This window comes from Massilia sp. LC238 (assembly GCF_000735635.1).
GTDB lineage: Bacteria > Pseudomonadota > Gammaproteobacteria > Burkholderiales > Burkholderiaceae_D > Telluria > Telluria varians.
Window position 1 is genome coordinate 254,356 of record NZ_JNNN01000030.1, and the last position, 19,702, is coordinate 274,057.

At 65.6% G+C, this 19,702-nt stretch carries 19 protein-coding genes and 1 tRNA gene; 10 read left to right on the forward strand and 10 right to left on the reverse strand.

The window, feature by feature from the left end; all coding sequences use genetic code 11:
* Both rplC and FG94_RS07160 read right to left on the reverse strand, forming a co-directional pair.
* On the reverse strand, positions 1-657 hold the full coding sequence (rplC, locus tag FG94_RS07155; protein WP_027867261.1) for a 50S ribosomal protein L3: 657 nt from the start codon (positions 655-657) through the stop codon (positions 1-3).
* Between the two features lie 277 nt (positions 658-934).
* Positions 935-1,011 (reverse strand) — tRNA-Val (locus FG94_RS07160).
* Between the two features lie 318 nt (positions 1,012-1,329).
* Between FG94_RS07160 and ggpS the strand changes: the two genes are divergently transcribed.
* Positions 1,330-3,651 carry a glucosylglycerol-phosphate synthase gene (gene ggpS / locus FG94_RS07165; RefSeq protein WP_051996301.1) on the forward strand — a complete coding sequence of 774 codons (2,322 nt, stop codon included), beginning with the start codon at positions 1,330-1,332 and terminating at the stop codon, positions 3,649-3,651.
* 11 nt (positions 3,652-3,662) lie between these two features.
* On the forward strand, positions 3,663-4,754 hold the full coding sequence (locus FG94_RS07170) for a mechanosensitive ion channel family protein (RefSeq protein WP_081925853.1): 1,092 nt from the start codon (positions 3,663-3,665) through the stop codon (positions 4,752-4,754).
* On the opposite strand, the gene FG94_RS07175 is transcribed toward FG94_RS07170, so the two are convergent.
* Entirely contained in the window at positions 4,751-5,749 is a 999-nt protein-coding gene (locus tag FG94_RS07175; protein ID WP_036208971.1) for a LacI family DNA-binding transcriptional regulator, read from the reverse strand. The two genes, FG94_RS07170 and FG94_RS07175, sit on opposite strands and share 4 nt — an antisense overlap.
* 160 nt (positions 5,750-5,909) lie before the next feature.
* Here FG94_RS07175 and FG94_RS07180 point away from each other — a divergent pair, with 160 nt between their 5' ends.
* The 7 genes from FG94_RS07180 to FG94_RS07210 all read left to right on the forward strand — a co-directional run bounded on the left by FG94_RS07180 (position 5,910) and on the right by FG94_RS07210 (position 12,719).
* Positions 5,910-6,485: a TerD family protein gene (locus FG94_RS07180; protein ID WP_036208976.1), complete on the forward strand. Its 576-nt coding sequence runs from the start codon at positions 5,910-5,912 to the stop codon at positions 6,483-6,485.
* A gap of 85 nt (positions 6,486-6,570) precedes the next feature.
* A complete protein-coding gene (locus tag FG94_RS07185; RefSeq protein WP_036208979.1) occupies positions 6,571-7,590 on the forward strand; it encodes an ATP-grasp domain-containing protein in 1,020 nt (339 codons plus the stop codon).
* On the forward strand, positions 7,587-8,771 hold the full coding sequence (locus FG94_RS07190; protein ID WP_051996303.1) for a phosphoribosyltransferase domain-containing protein: 1,185 nt from the start codon (positions 7,587-7,589) through the stop codon (positions 8,769-8,771). Before FG94_RS07185 ends, FG94_RS07190 begins: the two co-directional genes overlap by 4 nt.
* Positions 8,749-9,501, forward strand: a complete 753-nt coding sequence (locus tag FG94_RS07195) for a hypothetical protein (protein WP_036208984.1) — start codon at positions 8,749-8,751, stop codon at positions 9,499-9,501. Before FG94_RS07190 ends, FG94_RS07195 begins: the two co-directional genes overlap by 23 nt.
* On the forward strand, positions 9,498-10,580 hold the full coding sequence (locus FG94_RS07200; RefSeq protein WP_036208987.1) for a cysteine protease StiP family protein: 1,083 nt from the start codon (positions 9,498-9,500) through the stop codon (positions 10,578-10,580). The genes FG94_RS07195 and FG94_RS07200 overlap by 4 nt, the downstream gene beginning before the upstream one ends.
* A complete protein-coding gene (locus tag FG94_RS07205) occupies positions 10,573-11,466 on the forward strand; it encodes an HpcH/HpaI aldolase/citrate lyase family protein (protein WP_036208989.1) in 894 nt (297 codons plus the stop codon). The genes FG94_RS07200 and FG94_RS07205 overlap by 8 nt, the downstream gene beginning before the upstream one ends.
* On the forward strand, positions 11,463-12,719 hold the full coding sequence (locus FG94_RS07210) for a TerD family protein (RefSeq protein WP_036208991.1): 1,257 nt from the start codon (positions 11,463-11,465) through the stop codon (positions 12,717-12,719). The genes FG94_RS07205 and FG94_RS07210 overlap by 4 nt, the downstream gene beginning before the upstream one ends.
* Before the next feature lie 13 nt (positions 12,720-12,732).
* On the opposite strand, the gene FG94_RS07215 is transcribed toward FG94_RS07210, so the two are convergent.
* Together FG94_RS07215 and FG94_RS07220 are read right to left on the reverse strand one after the other, a co-directional pair.
* Positions 12,733-13,302, reverse strand: a complete 570-nt coding sequence (locus FG94_RS07215; RefSeq protein WP_036208993.1) for a hypothetical protein — start codon at positions 13,300-13,302, stop codon at positions 12,733-12,735.
* Entirely contained in the window at positions 13,299-14,192 is an 894-nt protein-coding gene (locus tag FG94_RS07220; protein ID WP_051996304.1) for a hypothetical protein, read from the reverse strand. Before FG94_RS07220 ends, FG94_RS07215 begins: the two co-directional genes overlap by 4 nt.
* A 194-nt stretch (positions 14,193-14,386) precedes the next feature.
* Between FG94_RS07220 and FG94_RS07225 the strand changes: the two genes are divergently transcribed.
* The gene (locus FG94_RS07225; protein WP_036208997.1) at positions 14,387-14,575 is read left to right on the forward strand and encodes a hypothetical protein; all 189 of its coding nucleotides are present in this window, start codon (positions 14,387-14,389) and stop codon (positions 14,573-14,575) included.
* A gap of 110 nt (positions 14,576-14,685) precedes the next feature.
* On the opposite strand, the gene rpsJ is transcribed toward FG94_RS07225, so the two are convergent.
* From rpsJ to rpsL, 5 genes are all read right to left on the reverse strand, one after another.
* Complete coding sequence (gene rpsJ, locus FG94_RS07230) at positions 14,686-15,003, reverse strand: 30S ribosomal protein S10 (protein WP_036209000.1); 318 nt, start codon at positions 15,001-15,003, stop codon at positions 14,686-14,688.
* A gap of 186 nt (positions 15,004-15,189) precedes the next feature.
* Positions 15,190-16,380 carry an elongation factor Tu gene (gene tuf / locus FG94_RS07235; RefSeq protein WP_036209002.1) on the reverse strand — a complete coding sequence of 397 codons (1,191 nt, stop codon included), beginning with the start codon at positions 16,378-16,380 and terminating at the stop codon, positions 15,190-15,192.
* Between the two features lie 85 nt (positions 16,381-16,465).
* Entirely contained in the window at positions 16,466-18,571 is a 2,106-nt protein-coding gene (gene fusA, locus FG94_RS07240) for an elongation factor G (protein ID WP_036209005.1), read from the reverse strand.
* Positions 18,572-18,688: 117 nt separating this feature from the next.
* The gene (rpsG, locus tag FG94_RS07245) at positions 18,689-19,159 is read right to left on the reverse strand and encodes a 30S ribosomal protein S7 (protein WP_027867277.1); all 471 of its coding nucleotides are present in this window, start codon (positions 19,157-19,159) and stop codon (positions 18,689-18,691) included.
* A 148-nt stretch (positions 19,160-19,307) separates the two neighbouring features.
* Entirely contained in the window at positions 19,308-19,694 is a 387-nt protein-coding gene (gene rpsL, locus FG94_RS07250) for a 30S ribosomal protein S12 (RefSeq protein WP_027867278.1), read from the reverse strand.
* Between the last annotated feature and the right edge of the window lie 8 nt (positions 19,695-19,702).

The following is a 19,702-nucleotide window of genomic DNA, read 5'->3' on the forward strand; positions in this document are numbered from 1 at the left end:
TTAGGCTCCTTTCTTGGCTTTGGTTTTGACAGCCGGCTTGACGATCACCTGGCCGTTCTTGGCGCCAGGAACGGCACCTTTCACGAGCAGCAGCTGACGGTCAGCGTCGATGCGGGCGATTTCCAGGTTCTGGGTGGTGACGGTAACGTCGCCCATGTGACCGGTCATGCGCTTGCCTGGGAACACGCGACCCGGATCCTGCGCCATACCGATGGAGCCAGGAACGTTGTGCGAACGCGAGTTACCGTGGGTAGCACGGCCCGAAGCAAAGTTGTAACGCTTGATGGTACCGGCGTAGCCCTTACCGATCGAGGTGCCCTGCACGTCGATTTTCTGGCCCACTTCGAACATCGAAGCATTGATGGTGTCGCCGGCTTTGAGTTCAGCGGCTTTGGTGGAATCGATGCGGAATTCACGCAGCATCGTGCCGGCTTCGACGCCAGCTTTGGCGTAGTGACCAGCAGCAGCCTTGTTCACGCGGGAAGCGCGACGCTGGCCGAAGACGACTTGCACAGCAGTGTAGCCGTCAGTTTCAGGGGTTTTGACTTGCGCAACACGGTTGTTGGACACGTCCAGCACGGTGACAGGGATCGAATCGCCGTCATCCGTGAAGATACGCATCATGCCAACCTTGCGACCGAGGAGGCCCAGGCTCATTTTTTCTCCATTCCCACCTACGATTGGGCGGGGCTAATTAGTACTACTAAAAAAGCATGGGCTGAAAAAGACGTGCCCATACCGAAGCCGGCTAGTATAGCGCGCAAACGGCAACGGCGCAACAGGATAAATCGAGGTGACCTCGGCCTGTTGCGTTTTCCGCAGTAGCTGGAGAGAGCAAGGAATCTGACCTGACTGGTCAGCACAGAAAAGGCACACCGCTGCGCCTTTTCTCTGCAGGCTACGACCATTGCTGGGAGCCTGCGATCTGGAAGTCTGGTGGGCGGTGCAGGATTCGAACCTGCGACCCCTTGGATGTCGACCAAGTATTCTAACCAGCTGAACTAACCGCCCGGGGACCCGCATTATACGTAGCAGCCCGACAGTTTTGCAATAGCTTTTTTTCGGACGTGTTTTGCATGCTCTCCAACATGTCCTGCCGGATCACCGGTTGTCGATGCCGCTGCGAAATGCTATTGTACAAATGCATTTTGCGGGCGACCTCCCCGCCCCTCCCGCTTTTCACGTTCCCTTCGCCGGCAGATGACGGTGCGTCCAGCGCACCATGCCTGCCCTTTTTTTCCTGGCGCGCCCGCCTCCCGGCGGATCCAGCGCGCCCCGACCCGGTCCGCCGCCCCAGGTGCGCGGACGCATCGCAGATAAGGATGATTCATGACTGTCATTGACTCGCAACGCTGGTCCCGCCCCCTCGATCCCGCCCGCCTCGTGCTCGCCACCGACCTCGACGGCACACTGCTCGCGGGCACCTCCGAGGCACGGCGCCGCGTGCGCGACCTGTTCGCCGCCGCCTCCGAGGCCCCTGCGGACGCCCGCCCCACCCTGGTCTTCGTGACCGGACGCGGCCTGGAAACCGTCATGCCCCTGCTGAGCGATCCCACCATCCCGAGCCCCGACTACATCATCGCCGACGTCGGCGCCACCGTGGTCGACCGCGAGCTGCGGCCGGTGGAGCCGATCCAGCACGAGCTGACGTCGCACTGGCCCGGCAGCCAGGCGGTGCTGCGCGCCCTGTCCGGCTTCCCGCAGCTGGTACGCCAGAGCGTGCCGCAGGAACGGCGCTGTTCCTTCCTGGCGTCAGAAGACGCCGTCACGCCGGCGCTGCAGGCTACGGTGGAAGCGCTCGGCTGCGAGCTGCTGTTCTCGGCCGGACGCTACCTCGACGTGCTGCCGCGCGGCGTCGGCAAGGGCGCGGCATTGCGCCGCCTGGCCGCCGTGGCCGGCTTCGACCCCGCCAGCGTGGTGGTGGCGGGCGACACCCTGAACGACCTGTCGATGTTCGAGGCGGGGTTCCGCGGCGTGGTGGTGGGCGGCGCCGAGCCGGCGCTGGTCGAGCGCGTGCGCAGGAATGCGCGCGTGCACGTGGCGTCCCTCGAAGGCTGCGGCGGCATCCTGGAAGGCCTGGCGCGGCACGGCATGCCGCTCGGCGCCACCGCCGCACCGAGCGCCGAGCCGGTATTTGGCGAGGCCGAACTGGTGATGGTCTACCACCGCCTGCCCTACGACGAACTGGTGGTGGACGGCGTCACGCTGCAACGCCGCCCGAAGAGCCCGAACGGCATCATGCCGACCCTGCTGAACTTCTTCGCCGGCGGGCGCAAGGGCTCCTGGGTGGCCTGGTCGCAGCAGGAATCGCGCACGCCGGAAGGCTTCGACACCCACGTGGCGGTCGACCCGCAGCGCTACCCGCAGCTCAAGGCGGCGCGCATCGCCCTCACCGGCGAGGACATCGAGCTGTTCTACAAGAAGTTCTCGAAAGAGGCTTTCTGGCCGATCATCTTCTCCTTCCCGGACAAGGCCGAATTCCACCAGGCGCACTGGGAGCGCTTCCTGGAAGTGAACCGCCTGTTCGCCGAGCAGACCGCGCGCGAGGCCGCCCACGGCGCCACCGCCTGGATCCACGACTACAACCTGTGGATGGTGCCGGCCTTCCTGCGTCCGCTGCGCCCGGACCTGACGATCGCCTTCTTCCACCACACCGCCTTCCCCTCGAGCGACGTATTCAACATCCTGCCGTGGCGGCGCGACATCATCGGCAGCCTGCTGCAATGCGACTACGTGGGTTTCCACGTTCCGCGCTACGTCGAGAACTTCGTCGACGCGGTACGCTCGTTCGCCCCCGTGGAAGTGGCCGGCAGCGTCCCGTGCGCGCCACGCTTCCTCACTTATGGCTGCGCGCTCGGGGTCGACCGCATGATGACCGCGATCGAGGTCGGCGGACGGCGCGTGGCGCTGGGCGCCCATCCGGTCGGCACCGACGTCAAGCTGATCCGGCGCCTGGTAGACAGCAGCGAAGTGCATCGCCAATTAGCCGAACTCGACGGCCTGCTGGAAGGCCGCACCGGGATCGTCTCGATCGAGCGCCTCGACTACGTCAAGGGTTCGCTGGAAAAGCTGCAGGCCTTCGAGCGCATGCTGGAGCGCCATCCCGAACTGCTGGGCAAGGTGACCCTGCTAAACATCGTCACCCCGGCCGCCAGCGGCATGGAGATCTACGACAGCCTGCGCGAAGAGCTCGACCGCACCGTGGGCCGCATCAACGGCCGCTTCTCGACCCTCGACTGGGTCCCGGTGCGCTATTTCTACCGCTCGCTGCCCTTCGAGGACGTGGTGGCCCACTACGCCGCCTGCGGCATCGCCTGGATCACGCCGCTGCGCGACGGCCTCAACCTGGTGGCCAAGGAGTATGTCGCCACCCGCCATGCGGTGGGACGGCCCGGGGTGCTGATCCTGTCCGAGTTCGCCGGCGCCGCGGTCGAGCTGCACGGCGCCCTGCTGGTCAATCCCTACGACGCCAATGCCATGAGCGAGACCCTGTACCAGGCGCTCAGCATGGGCGCCGACGAAGTCGCCTACCGCGCCGCGCGGCTGGCCATGATCGTGGAGGAGCACGACGTCACGCGCTGGGGCGAAGGCTTCCTGACTGCGCTGGCGCGCAATGAAACGCCGGCCGTCGACGAACGTCCGGCAGCATGAAAGGAGTACACATGGATACCGTTTTCCTGGGTAACCCGGTGGCCGACTGGCTGATGGCGCTGGCCGCCGCCGCCGTGGTGGTGGCCGGCCTGGACGCCGTCAAGTCGATCCTGCTGCGGCGCCTGCGCTCCTTCGTGGCCGCCAATCCGGGCGGCTCGCGCGCGCTCGGCGCCGCCGTGGCCGCGCTGTCCAAGACCCGCCTGGTGGTATTGATCATCGTCGGACTGTATGCCGGCGCCAGCCTGCTGGCCCTGCCCGAGCGTACCCACCTCTTCATCAGCCGCGCCGCGATCGCCGCGGTGCTGATCCAGTGCGCGATCTGGGGCGACCATGCGCTGCGCGCCTGGCTGGCCGGCACCCGCGCCGAGCAGGCCGCCGACCCCGACCGCGTCACCTCGTCGACTGCGATCGCCTTCCTCCTGCGCGTGGTCCTGTGGGCGGTGGTGGGCCTGATGACCCTCGATAACCTGGGCGTCAACATCACCGCCCTGGTGGCCAGCCTGGGGGTCGGCGGTATCGCCGTGGCGCTGGCGGTGCAGAGCATCCTGGGCGACCTGTTCGCCAAGCTGTCGATCGTGCTCGACAAGCCCTTCGTGGTGGGCGACTTCATCATCGTCGACAAGATGCTGGGCACGGTGGAGAGCGTCGGCCTGAAGACCACCCGGGTGCGCAGCCTGGGCGGCGAGCAGATCGTGTTCTCGAACGCCGACCTGCTCAAGAGCCGCATCCACAACCTGCGCCGCATGGAGGAGCGCCGCGTGGTGTTCCAGGTGGCGGTGACCTACGACACGCCGGAACCCTCCCTGCGCGCCCTGCCCGGCCTGCTCGAAGACATCGTCGCGGCCCAGGCACAGGTGCGCTTCGACCGCGCCCACCTGGCTTCGCTGGCGGCGCCCGCCTACACCTTCGAGATCGTGTACTACGTCGCCAGCCCGGACTACCGCGTGTTCATGGACGTGCAGCAGGAAATCTACCTGCGCATCGTGGCGATGCTCGGCGAGCAGGGGGTCCGACTGGCGCTGCCGGCACAGACCGTGCATTGGGGAGCGGCCGGCGAGCCGGTCGTGGACCAGGTTCCGGTCGAGACCCGGGCCGCGGCCTAGACCGGCGCGGTCGACTGCCGCACCACCAGGCTGCCCTGCAGCCGGCGGCGCATGCGCGGCCGGGCATCGCCTCGGATGCGCCCGACCAGCAGCTCGGTCAGCTGCCGGCCCAGCGCATGGGTCGGCTGGGTGACGGAACTCAGGCGTGGCGTCGCGAACGCGGCCATGCCGAGGTCGTCCCCACCGACCACCGACAGCTGGCCGGGCACCGCCACGCCGGCTTCCTGCGCCGCGCACAGGCCGCCCAGCGCCATCAGGTCGTTGCAGGCAAACACCGCCGTCGGCGGCGTGTCCAGCGCCAGCAGGCCTTGCACCGCATCATGGCCGCCGGCGCAATCGGGAGTCGCATGCACCAGGTAGGCGGCGGGCAGCGACAGGCCCGCATCCAGCAGGGCGCGGCGCAGGCCGGCGATGCGTTCCAGGCTGTGCGGTTCGGCCCGGGGCCCGGCCACGCAGGCGATGCGGCGGTGGCCCAGCTCGATCAGGTGGCGGGTGGCGGCATGGCCCGTCGCTTCGTGGTCGAGGCCGATGAAATCGGTGTCCACGGCCGGCACCTCGTGGTCTGCCAGCACGATCGGCACGCGCTGGCTGGCCAGCAGCGGGGCCAGTTCGTCGCGGGCGCTGCCGGCCACTAGGATCAGGCCATCGATGCGTTTCTCGGTCAGGCTGCGCAGGTGGGTGGCCTGGCGCTGCACGTCCCCGTAGCCGTTGCACAGCATGATGTTGTAGCCGACCTCGAAGGCCGCGTCCTCGATGCCGCGCAGCAGCTCGGCGAAGCAGGGATGGGTATTGTCGGGAATGGAGACGCCGATGGTATGGCTCTTGTCGTTCTTGAGGCTGCGCGCCATCGCGTTCGGGATATAGCCCATCTCCTCGATGGTGGCCAGCACCTGCCTGCGCACGGCCTCGCTCACCGCCCGGGTCCCGTTGATCACGTGCGAGACGGTCGAGGTCGATACGCCGACCCGCTCCGCCACCTGCTTCATTGTTGCCATTCTGCCTCCTTCGGGCGGCAATTATGACCGGAATGTTACGAAGCGGCCACTGGCGTATGGACATCACGAGAGTGAGTAATGTGAAATTCGGAGCGTGTACAATCAAATAGTTAACGCCGTCATCGGCGGCCGATCAACCCCCACCACGTAAGGAGTTCGTATGGCAATCAGTCTGCAGAAAGGCGGCAACGTCAACCTGAGCAAGGAGGCACCTGGCCTCACCAAGGTGATCATTGGCCTGGGCTGGGACCCGCGTTCCACGGACGGCGCCGCCTTCGACCTGGACGGCAGCGCATTCATGCTGAAAGCCGACGCCAAGGTGCGCGGCGACGCCGACTTCATTTTCTACAACAACCTGAAATCGAGCGACGGCTCGGTGGTCCACGCCGGCGACAACACCACCGGACAGGGCGAGGGCGACGACGAGAAGATCGCGGTCGACCTGTCGCGCGTCCCGGCCGAGGTCGAGAAGGTCTCGTTCTGCGTCACCATCCACGATGCCGACGCGCGCCGCCAGAACTTCGGCATGGTCGCCAAGGCGTACATCCGCTGCTTGAACGCCAACGGCGAAGCGGAGATCGCGCGCTACGACCTGTCCGAGGACAGCTCGACCGAAACCGCGATGATCTTCGGCGAACTGTACCGCCACGGCGGCGAATGGAAGTTCCGCGCCGTCGGCCAGGGCTTCAAGGGCGGCCTGGGTCCGCTCGCGCGCTCGTTCGGCGTCAACGTCTAAACCTATAAGAGCGCGGCCCGAGCCGCCTGTCGTTACGCGCCCGCCGCCCCGCGGGCGCGTACGTCCACCTGTCTTGAAAGACTTCATGCGCGTCTGGTACAACAGGACGTTTTCGTCCATCTACGCCGCGATCCGGCTGATCCGCGAGGCCGATACCGCCCAGCGTTTCACCATCATCCACAGCAATGCCAACCGCCATACCCCGGCGGCGCGCCTGGCCCATGAGTTCCACGGCGAGCCCGTCGGCCTGGAGCCGGCTGCCTACGTCGAGTGGTGCCTGGAATTCTGCCGCAAGCAGCGCATCGACATCTTCGTGCCGGGCCGCGAAGCCACCACCCTGGCCGCGCAGCACGCGCGCTTCCTGGAAATCGGCACGCGCGTACTGAGCGCGGCCACGCCGCAGAAGCTCCAGCTCATGCACGACAAGGCCGGTTTCTATGCGGAGACCGATCTGCCGCAGGCGCCGGTGGCCGAATTCCGCCGCTTCGACAACGTCGACCAGTTCGATGCCGCCTGGGCCGAGCTGCGCCCGCGCCATGCGAAGCTGTGCATCAAGCCCGCGCGCGGCATCTACGGCATCGGCTTCGCCATCGTCGACGAGGAGCGCAGCAGCGCCGCCCTGCTCCTGGCAGGCGTCGAGTACCACATCGGCTACCAGGACCTGCGCCGCGGCCTGACGGAGCTGAAGGAATTCCGCACCATGCTGCTGATGGAATTCCTCGAGGGCGCCGAATACAGCGTCGACTGCGTGGGCGACAACGGCCGCCTGGTGGCGGCGGTGGCGCGCCGCAAGCCGGCGCAGACCGGCAGCGGCCAGCTGATCGACATGCGCCCCGAGATTATCGAGGCGACCACGAAACTCGCCGCCGACTATGGCCTGAACGGCATCTTCAACGTGCAGTTCCGCGAAGCCGGCAGCAAGCCGCGGCTGCTCGAGATCAACCCGCGCATGTCGGGCGGCATCGGCATGGCCTGTGCGGCCGGACCGAACCTGCCCTGGATCGCACTGAAGGGTTTCGCCGACGGCTTCGACACGGTCGAGGTGGCGCCGGTACGCAACGGCATGCGCGTGATCGAAGTCCCGGAAGCGCTGGAGCTGGCATGAACGCGAAGTCCGACCTGGACGCCCTGTCACGGCGCAGCGTGGCCCTGCCCACCGGGACGCTCGACGTCGCGCTTGCCGAGGGCGCAGACGCGTTTGAAGATCTGCTCGGCTTCGCGGCGCGCGCCAATGCCAAGCGCGGCTTCCTGTTCCTGAGCAAGGTGCTGGGCAAGCACTGGCCGGTGACACCGTCGAGCATGCTCGCGATCCACGAACGCCTTGCCGCCACCGTGCCGGCCAGCGATGGGCCGGTGGTGTTCATCGCCATGGCGGAAACCGCGGTCGGCCTGGGCCAGGGCGTGTTCGAAGCCTGGCTGCGCGCCAATCCCGGACGTGAAGCCCTGTTCATCCACACCACGCGCTACCGCGCAGGCACTGGCGAGCTGATCGAATTCGAGGAGGCGCACAGCCATGCGCCGCGCCAGTTCCTGCACATGCCGGAAGATCCTCACCTGCGCGCGCTGCTGCTGGCGGCCTCCACCCTGGTGCTGGTGGACGACGAAGCCAGCACCGGCAACACCTTCCTGAACCTGACCGCGGCCTGCCGCCGCCTCAATCCGGGCATCGCGCGGGTGCACCTGGCGACGATCACCAATTTCATGGGTGGAGAGGCCACTGCCGCCTTGTCCGGGCGCTTCGGCCTGCCGGTGACGATGGGCGCGCTGCTCAGCGGCGAGTACCGCTTCACGCCGGGCGACTATGTGGCCCCGGCCACCCCTGCCCAGCGCTTCGACCCGGATGCGGACCGCGGCGCCAGCACCGGTTTCGGCCGCCTGGGCCTGCGCGCCGCCTTGCGCGCCCCCGAGGCGCTGGCGGAGCGTCTGGCAAGCGAATTCGCGCCTGGGGCCAGGGTCGCCGTACTGGGCACCGGCGAATTCATGCATGCCGCCATGCTGCTGGGCGCGGCGCTGGAACGGCGCGGCGTCGACGTCCGGGTGCAGTCGACCACGCGCTCGCCGATCCTGACCTGGGGTGCGGTCAGCCACGCATTGAGCTTCCCCGACAACTACGGCGAGGGCATCGCCAATTTCATCTACAACATCGCGCCTGGCCAGTACGAGCACGTGCTGGTCTGCCACGAGACCGCGCCCAATGCCCCCTTGCGCGAGCTCGCCGCTCTGCTGGATGCGCGCCTGTTCCACTTCCTGTCCGAGGCTGACGTTGAAGAAATTCCTGTTCGCTGACCTGGACGACACGCTGTTCCAGACCTTCGAGAAGTGCGCAGCAAGCGAGGCGCTCGAGCCGGCCGCCTATTACAAGGACGGCAGCATCTGCTCGTACACCACGCGCGCCCAGCGCGCCTTCCTCAGCTTTGTACAGGACGGCATGACCGTGATCCCGACCACGGCGCGCGACCACGACGGCCTGCGCCGCGTGCACCTGCCCTTCGACAGCTACGCCGTCATCAACTATGGCGGCGTGGTGCTTGCCCCCGGCGGCGGCGCCGACATGCCCTGGCTGGAAGGAATGCGCAGCGCAATGCACGCCGCCCTGCCCGGCCTGCAGGAGCTGGCGCGGCACATCGACGACTACGCGGCGCGCACCGGCTTCGGCGGGCGGGCGCGCATGATCGAGGATTTCGCCACGCCCTTCTTCCTGGTCGTGAAAGACCCGGACAAGCGCCACGAGCGCCTGGCGCCGATCGAGGAAGAGGTGGTGCGCCCCTGGATCGCAGACGGCCGCCCGGACTATGTCGTACACCGCAACGGCAACAACCTGGCGATCCTGCCGAAGGCGCTGGACAAGGCCAACGCGGTGGCCCACATCACCGGCAAGTTGCGCGCCGAGCACGGCGACATCGTCACCTTCGGCATGGGCGACAGCCGTTCCGACGCGCGCTTCATGGCCGCCTGCGACTACGCCATCGTGCCGCGCGCCACCCAGCTCGCGCGCCTGACCGTGGAGGCCCTGTGAGCTTCCCGGGCAGCTACCGCGCCGGCGAGGTGGACTTCCTGCTCACGCGCTTGCAGGCGCAGGAGTTCACCAGCGTGCATGACAAGGAGCGCCTGATCCAGTCCGGCCAGCGCCACTACAGCCAGATGCTGTCTCCCGAATCGCTGCCCTCGCCGCGCTACATGGCCGTGTTCGAGGATGCCTGCCGCACCAACAATGCGCGCATGGCGGCGGACTGCCTGCGCCTGGCCGGCCTCATCGCCGCACGGCGCAGCGGCGCCATCGCCGTGGTGTCGCTGGCGCGCGCCGGCACCCCGGTGGGCGTGGTGGTGGCGCGGCTGCTGCGCGAGGTGCTCGAACGCGAGGCGGTCCACTATTCGGTGTCGATCGTGCGCGACCGCGGCATCGACGGGGCCGCCCTGCGCCACATCCTGACCCGGGGCCACGCGCCGGAATCGATCGTGTTCGTGGACGGCTGGACCGGCAAGGGCGTGATCGCGCGCGAGCTGGCGCTGTCCGTGTCCGCCTTCAATGCGGCGCAGGGGACCGGCATCGACAACGGCCTGTACGTGCTGTCGGACCTGGCCGGCGCCGCTGCCGTCGCGGCCTCCGGCGACGACTACCTGATCCCGTCGAGCATCCTGAATGCCACGGTGTCGGGGCTGGTGAGCCGCACGGTACTGGACGAACGGATCGGTCCAAACGACTTCCACGGCTGCGTCTACTACGGCGAGTTTGCCCCCCATGACCAGTCGCAGCGCTTTGCCGATGCGCTGGTGGCGCTGGCGCAGGCCGGCGGCGAGGTGCCGCCAGCCACGCCGCTGGACGCGAAAGCGGCGGCCGAACGCTCGCGCGCCTACCTTGAGGGCGCCATGGCGCGCTACGGCATCGCAGACGTCAATCTCATCAAGCCCGGCATCGGCGAGGCCACCCGCGTGCTGCTGCGCCGCGTGCCGCGCCTGCTGGTGCTGCGCCAGCCGGGCGCCCCGGACGTGCGGCACCTGGAAGTGCTGGCCGAAGAAAAACAGGTGCCGGTCGCGGTCGACCCGCTTCTGCCCTATCACGCAGTTTCCCTGATCAGGAGTGCATCGGATGCTTAAGTCTTTAGGCGCGTCACTGTACGTGCCGGCCAATCACAAGGACCTGGCCAGAATCGCCAACGGCGAGAAGCTGCCGGACGCGCGCTCGCTCATCTTCTGTCTCGAAGACGCCATCGCCGACCGCGAGCTGAGCTGGTCGCTGTTCAACCTCTCGGTGGTGCTGGCGAACATGCGCAGCGAAGTCACGGCCGAGCGTTTCGTCCGGGTGCGCAATCCGGAAGTGATGGCGCGCGTGCTGGCCATGCCGGGCGCCGAGAAGCTGAGCGGCTTCGTGCTGCCGAAGATCACGCGCCACAACTTCGACACCTATTTCCGCCTCGTGCGCGACACAAGCCACGTCCTGATGCCGACGCTGGAGACGGCGGAAGTGTTCAGCGACAGCGAAATGCAGCAGCTGCGCGCCGTGTTCGAAGGCCCGGGCGTGCGCCACCGCATCCTGGCATTGCGCATCGGGGGCAACGACCTGCTCGCCCTGCTGGGCCTGCGCCGGCCGCGCGGCATGACGATCTACCGCACGCCCCTGGGACCGGTGATCGCGCGCCTGGTGACCACCTTCCGGCCCTGGGGTTTCGCCTTGACGGCGCCGGTGTTCGAATACCTCGACTTGCCCGAGCTGCTCGACCAGGAAGTGCTGGAAGACCTGGCCCACGGCATGGTCGGCAAGACCGCCATCCACCCGACCCAGATCGCCCCGATCGAGCAGCACTACCAGGTGCGCCCGCAAGACCTGGCGGTGGCGCGCGCCATCCTCGACGAGGCCAGCCCCGCCGTGTTCCGCATGAACGACGCGATGTGCGAAGTCGCCACCCACCGCGCCTGGGCCGAGCGCCTGGTGGAACAATCGCACCGCTTCGGTTCCCGTTCGATGGAAGGAGAAACCTCATGAATTTGTTCTCGCGTGGCCAGAAAGGCAAGCTGTCAGACCTCGGCATCGGCCATAGCTTTACCGTCGAGGTGGATATCGGGGCGCCCGGCCTCTCGGTCGACGTGTCCTGTTTCGGCCTGGATGCGTCCGAGCGCCTGTCGGATGAGCGCTACATGGTGTTCTACAACCAGCTGGCCAGCCCCGAGGGCGCGGTGCGGCTGGAGTCGAGCGGGTCGCTGGCGCGCTTCGCCGTGAATCTCGATGCCCTGCCGGCGACGATCGCGAAGCTGGTGTTTGTCGCCGCCATCGACGGCGCCCAGACCATGCGCTCGCTCGGCGCCTGCGCCCTCAATCTGGGCAGCGCGGTGCGCTTCCCGTGGTCGGGTGCGGACTTCGGCGACGAGAAGGCGGTCATCGTGGCGGAACTGTACCGGCGCGACGGCATGTGGCGTTTCGGCGCGGTCGGCCAGGGCTTCAATGGCGGGCTGTCGGCACTGCTGGCGCATTTCGGCGGCACCGAGGCCAAGCCTGCCGCCGCTTCCGCTCCCACCTCGGCGCCGGCGCCGGCGCCGGCGCAGCCCAGGGTCTCGCTGTCGAAGGTCACGCTGGAAAAGCGCGGCGACAAGGTCTCGCTCGACAAGCGCCCCGGCCGCGGCTTCGGCCGCATCCACGTGAACCTGAACTGGAACCAGTCGGCTACCGCAGCGCCGCCGCAGCAGCCTGCGAAAACCGGCTTCTTCGACAAGCTGATCGGCGGCGCGATCGGCGGAGGCGGCGCCGGCCGCAAGGGCCGCGGCGGCATCGACCTCGACCTCGGCTGCATGTACGAGCTGGCCGACGGCCGGCGCGGGCTGGTGCAGGCGCTCGGCAATGCCTGGGGCGACTTCGAACGCGAGCCCTACATCCGCCTGGATGCCGACGACCGCACCGGCGCCGTGGCCGGCGGCGAGAACCTGACCATCAATGGCGAGCGCTTCGACCAGATCCGCCGTGCGCTGATCTTTTCCTTCATCTACGAGGGCGTGCCCAACTGGGCGGCGACCGATGGCGTGGTGACCATCACCGCGCCCGAGCAGGCGCCAATCGAGGTGCGCCTGGATGGCGGCGGCAACCAGATGATGTGCGCGATCGCGCTGATCGAGAACCGGGGCGGCAGCTTGCAGGTCACCAAGCTGGCAGAGTATTTCCAGCAGAGCGGCGGGACCAGCGCGCACGAGCTGATGGACCGCCATTTCGGCTTCGGGCTGCGCTGGAAGACCGGCTCGAAGGGCTAACGGCCTGCCGGCGCTACCACTTGCAGCCGGTATCGGTGATCGTGTCGATCGCCAGCGGAATCAGCGCGAACACATTCAGCGAGGTTCCGCCGCTGTACTTCTTGGTGCAGGGCGGCCGCTTGGCTTCCCTGATGGCGCGGCCGAGGTCTTTCTTTTCGATTTCCAGCAGATGCTCGGCATCGCGCACCTGTTCGAATGGTTCCGGTACGTGCTCCCTGGCGACGCGACGGGCCGTGGCGCGCAGTGCGTCCATGTCCAGTTGTTTGCCCTGCGCTACTGCCTGTTCCGGGCTAGACTCCTGCGGCTCCGGAACGGATGGCACGGCCACCATGTCCGATGACGCGGGCGCGGCCTGCGCTGGCGTGGCCTTTGGCTTGCGGGGTGCCGGGGACGGGGTGGCAGCTTCCACCGGCCTCGGCCTGGCCTTTGCCGGAACCGGCACGAATTCGATGTAGTCGGCCGGACCTGTCTCATCCCTGACAGGGGGCGTGCCGGCATAGCGGAGCAGGATCGCGAGGAAGACCAGGTGGGCCAGGATGATCAGCGCCCCCGGCCCAACGCGCAGCTGCCGGGTGCGCGTCATCCGCCCTGCTTGACGATGCGGGCCAGCAGTTCCGGACGGTCGAGGTAGAGCAACACATAGCGCGGCGCGGTCCGGCGCACCTGCCAGTGCAGCAGCGTCACGCCGGCGTCCGGCTTCATGACCAGCACGCAATTCGGTTTGTCGAAAGGCGTCACCGTGATGGTGTCGGCAGGATGGATGCCATGGCGCCGGCGCCAGCGTTCCGGCGCCTCGGTCACCGCATCGACGCGCTCGATGCTCGAGAGCGGAATGCTGCCCTGGGTGCGCACGCCGACGCGCAGGTGCAGCACCTCGCCGGCCAGCACATGGCTGCCTTCGGCCACGTGCCAGCGGTCGCCCAGCACCCAGGCGAGCGTGTACACGGCCCCGATGCCGCCGACCACATGGATGAGCATGCGCGTGTCCGGATCGGCGACGAACAGGTGGAGGATGCCGAAGTCGATCGGCAGTTCGAGGAATACCGCGACCATCGCGCAGCCGATCGCGGTGCCGTAAGCCCCGCGCTGCAGGTAGGTCAGCGCCGTGCCTTCCGGCCGCGCCAGCGGCTTGCGGCGGCGCAGCCATTGCAGGCAGCCGGTCCACATCAGGCGGTCGAGCCTGGCCATGCCGATCAGTTCCGGCGGCAGCAGCGCAAGGATGCGGCCACGCCAGCCGGTGGCGCCACGCAGGCGCTGCAGTGCGTCGGGCAGGTGTGCCAGGTCCTTGGCGGCCAGCAGGACCAGGGGCAGCGCGAGGGCGAGCTTGCGCAGTGCAGGTCCAATTGCGTCGGGCGCCGCCAGCCGCACCAGCAGCAGGATGAAGAAGCCGAGATAAGCGTAGCCCGCGAGCTGCGTCCAGGAGAGGCGGCGCAGCTCGAACGCTGCGGAGTGGAAGCTGTGTGTAACGGACATGCGCTTTTCGCTCGGTTGTGATCGCTACGATTACAACACGGCGAGCCTGCGCGAACAATTTGCTCCGCACAAAGCGCGCACTAGAGCCTGGCTGGAGAAGTTCCGCCGCCGCTGCCGTCCTGCTATGGCACTTGCGGCAGCACAAAGTGCGCACACAAAGCGCACTCGACAATGGGCTTTTGCACGGAGGCCCCATGTCGAACTTCGATCATCTCCCGGACGATGCCACCCGCCTCACGGCCGCGAGCCTGCGCTCGCATTTCACGGGTCACCCGACACTGGTCGGCTGGATCGGCCGGTATGCCCTGCTGGTGCTGCTGCTCGGCGGCGGCGTGGTCATCGGCGGCCTGCTCGGGCCGGTGATCCACGCACTGCTCAACTGAAACCGTCGGTCCGCTCCCGCGGCGGCCGCAAAAATGACAAGGGCCGGGAGTCCTTGCGAACTCCCGGCCCTTGCTACCTCAGCGGATTGATCCGCTGGCGGTGGATGCGATTACTGCAGCTTGATTTCGACGTCGACGCCAGCCGGCAGGTCCAGCTTCATCAGTGCGTCAACGGTCTTGTCGGTCGGATCAACGATGTCCATCAGACGCTGGTGGGTGCGGATTTCGAACTGGTCGCGCGAGGTCTTGTTGACGTGCGGCGAACGCAGGATGTCGAAACGCTGGATGCGGGTCGGCAGCGGGACCGGGCCCTTGACCACTGCGCCGGTGCGCTTGGCGGTGTCGACGATTTCCAGAGCGGACTGGTCGATCAGCTTGTAGTCGAACGCTTTCAGGCGGATGCGGATTTTCTGGTTCGGAGCGGACATGCTATTTCCTTTAAAAGAACGTTCCGGCAAGGTGCCGGCAATGTGTGAAAGGTGCTTCGGTACTGCTCAAGAGGCGGGAGTATATCACCCTTCCCTCTCATAAAGATGGGGACAGGCCAAAAAAGCCTGTCCCCATCGTTGTGCCGGCGGAACACGCGTCCCGCCGACGGATCTCGCTAACCGAAATTAGGCGATGATCTTGGCAACCACGCCGGCGCCGACGGTACGGCCGCCTTCGCGGATTGCGAAGCGCAGACCTTCTTCCATCGCGATCGGAGCGATCAGCTTGACGGTGATCGACACGTTGTCGCCTGGCATGACCATTTCTTTGTCGGCCGGCAGCACGATCGAACCGGTCACGTCAGTCGTACGGAAGTAGAACTGCGGACGGTAGTTGTTGAAGAACGGGGTGTGACGGCCGCCTTCGTCTTTCGACAGGACGTACACTTCGCCGGTGAAATCGGTGTGCGGCTTGATCGAGCCCGGCTTGGCCAGAACCTGACCACGCTGGACGTCTTCACGCTTGGTGCCGCGCAGCAGCAGGCCGACGTTGTCGCCAGCTTGACCCTGGTCCAGCAGCTTGCGGAACATTTCCACGCCGGTGCAGGTGGTCTTGACGGTGTCAACGATACCGACGATTTCGATTTCTTCGCCGACCTTGATGATGCCGCGCTCGACACGACCGGTCACCACGGTGCCGCGACCCGAGATCGAGAACACGTCTTCCACCGGCATCAGGAAGGCGCCGTCAACGGCACGTTCCGGGGTCGGGATGTACGAATCCAGTGCGTCAGCCAGTTGCATGATGGCGTCTTCGCCCAGCGGACCAGCCTGGCCTTCCAGGGCCATACGAGCCGAACCCTTGATGATCGGCAGGTCGTCGCCCGGGAACTCGTACTTCGACAGGAGCTCGCGCACTTCCATTTCGACCAGTTCCAGCAGTTCTGCGTCGTCGACCAGGTCGCACTTGTTCAGGAACACGATGATGTACGGAACGCCAACCTGACGCGCCAGCAGGATGTGCTCGCGGGTCTGCGGCATCGGGCCGTCAGCGGCCGAGCACACCAGGATCGCGCCGTCCATCTGCGCTGCACCGGTAATCATGTTCTTGATGTAGTCGGCGTGGCCTGGGCAGTCAACGTGCGCGTAGTGACGGTTTGCGGTTTCGTACTCGACGTGCGCGGTGTTGATGGTGATGCCGCGTGCTTTTTCTTCCGGAGCCGCGTCGATCTGGTCGTAGGCCTTGGCTTCGCCGCCGAACTTCTTCGACAGAACGGTTGCGATTGCAGCCGTCAGGGTGGTTTTGCCGTGGTCAACGTGACCGATGGTGCCGACGTTGACGTGCGGCTTGGTCCGTTCGAATTTTTCCTTTGCCATTTCCTATCTTCCTTTAAAAGAAACGTATTGTTTTTTAGCTGTTGTTGGGGACAGGTTCTCGTGAAACCCGTCCCTGGTTTTTTTATTACTTGGCTTTTGCGGTCACGATAGCGTCGATCACGTGCTTCGGAGCTTCCGAATAGTGCTTGAACTCCATCGTGTAGGTCGCACGGCCCTGGGTTGCCGAACGCAGCGAGGTCGAGTAACCGAACATTTCCGACAGCGGGACTTCGGCCTTGATGATCTTGCCGCCGCCGCCCGGGATTTCGTCCATGCCCTGCACCATACCGCGGCGGGACGACAGGTCGCCCATCACGGAACCGGCGTAGTCTTCCGGCGTTTCCACTTCCACGGCCATCATCGGCTCGAGGATGACCGGGTTCGCCTTGCGGCAGCCGTCCTTGAACGCCATCGAGCCCGCCATGCGGAACGCGTTTTCGTTCGAGTCGACGTCGTGGTACGAACCGAAGGTCAGGGTGACTTTGACGTCAACGACCGGGTAGCCAGCCAGCACGCCGCTGGTCAGGGTCTCGCGAACACCCTTCTCGACTGCCGGGATGTATTCGCGCGGAACCACGCCGCCCTTGATGGCGTCGATGAACTCGAAGCCCTTGCCCGGCTCTTGCGGTTCGATGGTCAGGACTGCGTGACCGTACTGGCCGCGGCCGCCCGACTGCTTGACGAACTTGCCTTCGACGTCGGTGACTGCCTTGCGGATGGTTTCGCGGTACGCAACCTGCGGCTTGCCGACGGTTGCTTCCACGTTGAACTCACGCTTCATGCGGTCAACGATAATTTCCAGGTGCAGCTCGCCCATACCACCGATGATGGTCTGGCCCGACTCTTCGTCGGTACGCACGCGGAACGACGGGTCTTCCTGAGCCAGACGGTTCAGTGCCAGGCCCATCTTTTCCTGGTCAGCCTTGGTCTTCGGCTCGACTGCCTGCTGGATGACCGGCTCCGGGAACACCATCTTTTCGAGGATGATCGGTGCCGACGGATCGCACAGGGTCTCGCCGGTGGTTGCTTCTTTCAGGCCGACTGCTGCGGCGATGTCGCCTGCGCGGACTTCCTTGATCTCTTCGCGCTGGTTGGCGTGCATCTGCAGAATACGACCCAGGCGTTCCTTCTTGCCTTTGATCGGGTTGTAGACGGTATCGCCCGAATTCACGACGCCCGAGTACACGCGGAAGAAGATCAGCTGGCCGACGAACGGGTCGGTCATGATCTTGAATGCCAGCGCAGCGAACTTCTCGCTGTCGTCGGCCTTACGCGAGGTCGGCTGCTCTTCTTCGTCGGTACCTGCGACCGGCGGGATGTCCACTGGCGACGGCAGGTATTCGATGACCGCGTCCAGCATTGCCTGCACGCCCTTGTTCTTGAATGCGGTGCCGCACATCATCGGGACGATTTCGCCGGCGATGGTACGGGTACGCAGCGCTTTCTTGATCTCGGCTTCCGACAGTTCGCCCTCTTCGAGGTACTTGTTCATCAGCTCTTCCGACGCTTCAGCGGCGGTTTCGACCAGCTTCTCGCGCCACTCGTTGCAGGTGTCGAGCAGTTCGGCCGGCACGTCGACGTATTCGAACTTCATGCCTTGCGAAGCGTCATCCCACAGGATGGCCTTCATCTTGACCAGGTCGACCACGCCCTTGAAGTTGTCTTCGGCGCCGATAGGCACTTGCAGCGGGATCGGGTTGGCCTTCAGGCGGGCGCGCATCTGCTCGTACACCTTGAAGAAGTTTGCACCGGTACGGTCCATCTTGTTGACGAAGGCCAGACGCGGAACCTTGTACTTGTTAGCCTGACGCCACACGGTTTCCGACTGCGGCTGCACGCCGCCGACTGCGCAGTAAACCATGCAGGCGCCGTCCAGCACGCGCATCGAACGCTCCACCTCGATGGTGAAGTCGACGTGGCCCGGGGTGTCGATGATGTTGAAGCGGTGCGGCTCGAAGTTGCTGGCCATACCTTTCCAGAAGCAGGTCGTCGCTGCCGAGGTAATGGTGATGCCGCGCTCTTGCTCCTGCTCCATCCAGTCCATGGTGGCGGCGCCGTCGTGCACCTCGCCCAGCTTGTGGTTCACACCCGTGTAGAACAGGATGCGCTCGGTGGTCGTGGTCTTGCCGGCGTCGATGTGAGCGGAAATACCGATATTGCGGTAGCGCTCAATGGGGGTAGTGCGTGCCATAATTTTTCCTAAATCTTTGAATGGACAAAACCGGACGGCATTTTGACGATCAAAACGCGCCCGGCCTGAACAACGGATACTGCAGGCCGCACTCCCCGAAGGGGTTTGGCCATTTGCTTAGAAGCGGAAGTGCGAGAACGCCTTGTTCGCTTCTGCCATACGGTGCACTTCGTCACGGCGCTTCATTGCGCCACCGCGCATTTCAGCCGCTTCCATCAGTTCACCACCCAGGCGTTGCGGCATGGATTTTTCGCTGCGCTTGTTTGCGGCTTCGCGCAACCAACGCATGGACAGCGCCATACGACGAACCGGACGAACTTCCACTGGCACCTGGTAGTTGGCGCCGCCGACACGGCGGGATTTCACCTCGACCATCGGCTTGCAGTTGTTGATCGCGGTCGTGAACACTTCCAGTGGGTCCTTGCCCGATTTTTGCTGGATGTGCTCGAACGCACCGTAGATGATGTTTTCAGCGACCGATTTCTTACCGGACAGCATCAGAACGTTGACGAACTTGGCGACATCGGTGTTGCCGAATTTTGGATCCGGCAGGATTTCGCGCTTGGGTACTTCACGACGACGTGGCATTTCAATTCCTTCCTATCTTCAGTTGAGTGCGGTGTACGCACTCGCGAAAGACCCTCATGATCTTTCACTTACTCGGCCTTCCGGCCGGCTCAACTTAACTTTTTAATGTGACCTGTACGTGACAGGGTCCGCAGGACTACGCGAAGAATTACTTCTTGGCGCCGGCCTTGGCGCGCTTCGCACCGTACTTCGAGCGAGCCTGCTTACGGTCTTTCACGCCCTGGGTATCCAGTGCGCCGCGGACCATGTGGTAACGCACACCCGGCAAGTCTTTCACACGGCCGCCGCGGATCAGGACGACGCTGTGCTCTTGCAGGTTGTGGCCTTCACCGCCGATGTACGAAATGACTTCGAAACCGTTGGTCAGGCGAACTTTAGCGACCTTACGCAGTGCCGAGTTCGGCTTCTTCGGGGTCGTGGTGTAGACACGGGTGCAAACGCCGCGCTTCTGCGGGCAGTTTTCCAGTGCCGGGGACTTGCTCTTCACAACCGCGGCTTCACGCGGCTTGCGAATCAGTTGATTGATGGTTGGCATCGTTCAAA

Excerpts from the sequence above, each read along its gene's own strand:
- rpsJ (WP_036209000.1), bottom strand. The coding sequence starts at position 15,003 with ATGTCCGCTCCGAACCAGAAAATCCGCATCCGCCTGAAAGCGTTCGAC.
- ggpS (WP_051996301.1), top strand. The coding sequence starts at position 1,330 with ATGACTGTCATTGACTCGCAACGCTGGTCCCGCCCCCTCGATCCCGCC.
- fusA (WP_036209005.1), bottom strand. The coding sequence starts at position 18,571 with ATGGCACGCACTACCCCCATTGAGCGCTACCGCAATATCGGTATTTCC.
- FG94_RS07185 (WP_036208979.1), top strand. The coding sequence starts at position 6,571 with ATGCGCGTCTGGTACAACAGGACGTTTTCGTCCATCTACGCCGCGATC.
- FG94_RS07190 (WP_051996303.1), top strand. The coding sequence starts at position 7,587 with ATGAACGCGAAGTCCGACCTGGACGCCCTGTCACGGCGCAGCGTGGCC.
- FG94_RS07175 (WP_036208971.1), bottom strand. The coding sequence starts at position 5,749 with ATGGCAACAATGAAGCAGGTGGCGGAGCGGGTCGGCGTATCGACCTCG.
- rplC (WP_027867261.1), bottom strand. The coding sequence starts at position 657 with ATGAGCCTGGGCCTCCTCGGTCGCAAGGTTGGCATGATGCGTATCTTC.
- FG94_RS07225 (WP_036208997.1), top strand. The coding sequence starts at position 14,387 with ATGTCGAACTTCGATCATCTCCCGGACGATGCCACCCGCCTCACGGCC.
- rpsL (WP_027867278.1), bottom strand. The coding sequence starts at position 19,694 with ATGCCAACCATCAATCAACTGATTCGCAAGCCGCGTGAAGCCGCGGTT.
- FG94_RS07210 (WP_036208991.1), top strand. The coding sequence starts at position 11,463 with ATGAATTTGTTCTCGCGTGGCCAGAAAGGCAAGCTGTCAGACCTCGGC.
- FG94_RS07215 (WP_036208993.1), bottom strand. The coding sequence starts at position 13,302 with ATGACGCGCACCCGGCAGCTGCGCGTTGGGCCGGGGGCGCTGATCATC.
- rpsG (WP_027867277.1), bottom strand. The coding sequence starts at position 19,159 with ATGCCACGTCGTCGTGAAGTACCCAAGCGCGAAATCCTGCCGGATCCA.
- tuf (WP_036209002.1), bottom strand. The coding sequence starts at position 16,380 with ATGGCAAAGGAAAAATTCGAACGGACCAAGCCGCACGTCAACGTCGGC.
- FG94_RS07205 (WP_036208989.1), top strand. The coding sequence starts at position 10,573 with ATGCTTAAGTCTTTAGGCGCGTCACTGTACGTGCCGGCCAATCACAAG.
- FG94_RS07220 (WP_051996304.1), bottom strand. The coding sequence starts at position 14,192 with ATGTCCGTTACACACAGCTTCCACTCCGCAGCGTTCGAGCTGCGCCGC.
- FG94_RS07180 (WP_036208976.1), top strand. The coding sequence starts at position 5,910 with ATGGCAATCAGTCTGCAGAAAGGCGGCAACGTCAACCTGAGCAAGGAG.
- FG94_RS07170 (WP_081925853.1), top strand. The coding sequence starts at position 3,663 with ATGGATACCGTTTTCCTGGGTAACCCGGTGGCCGACTGGCTGATGGCG.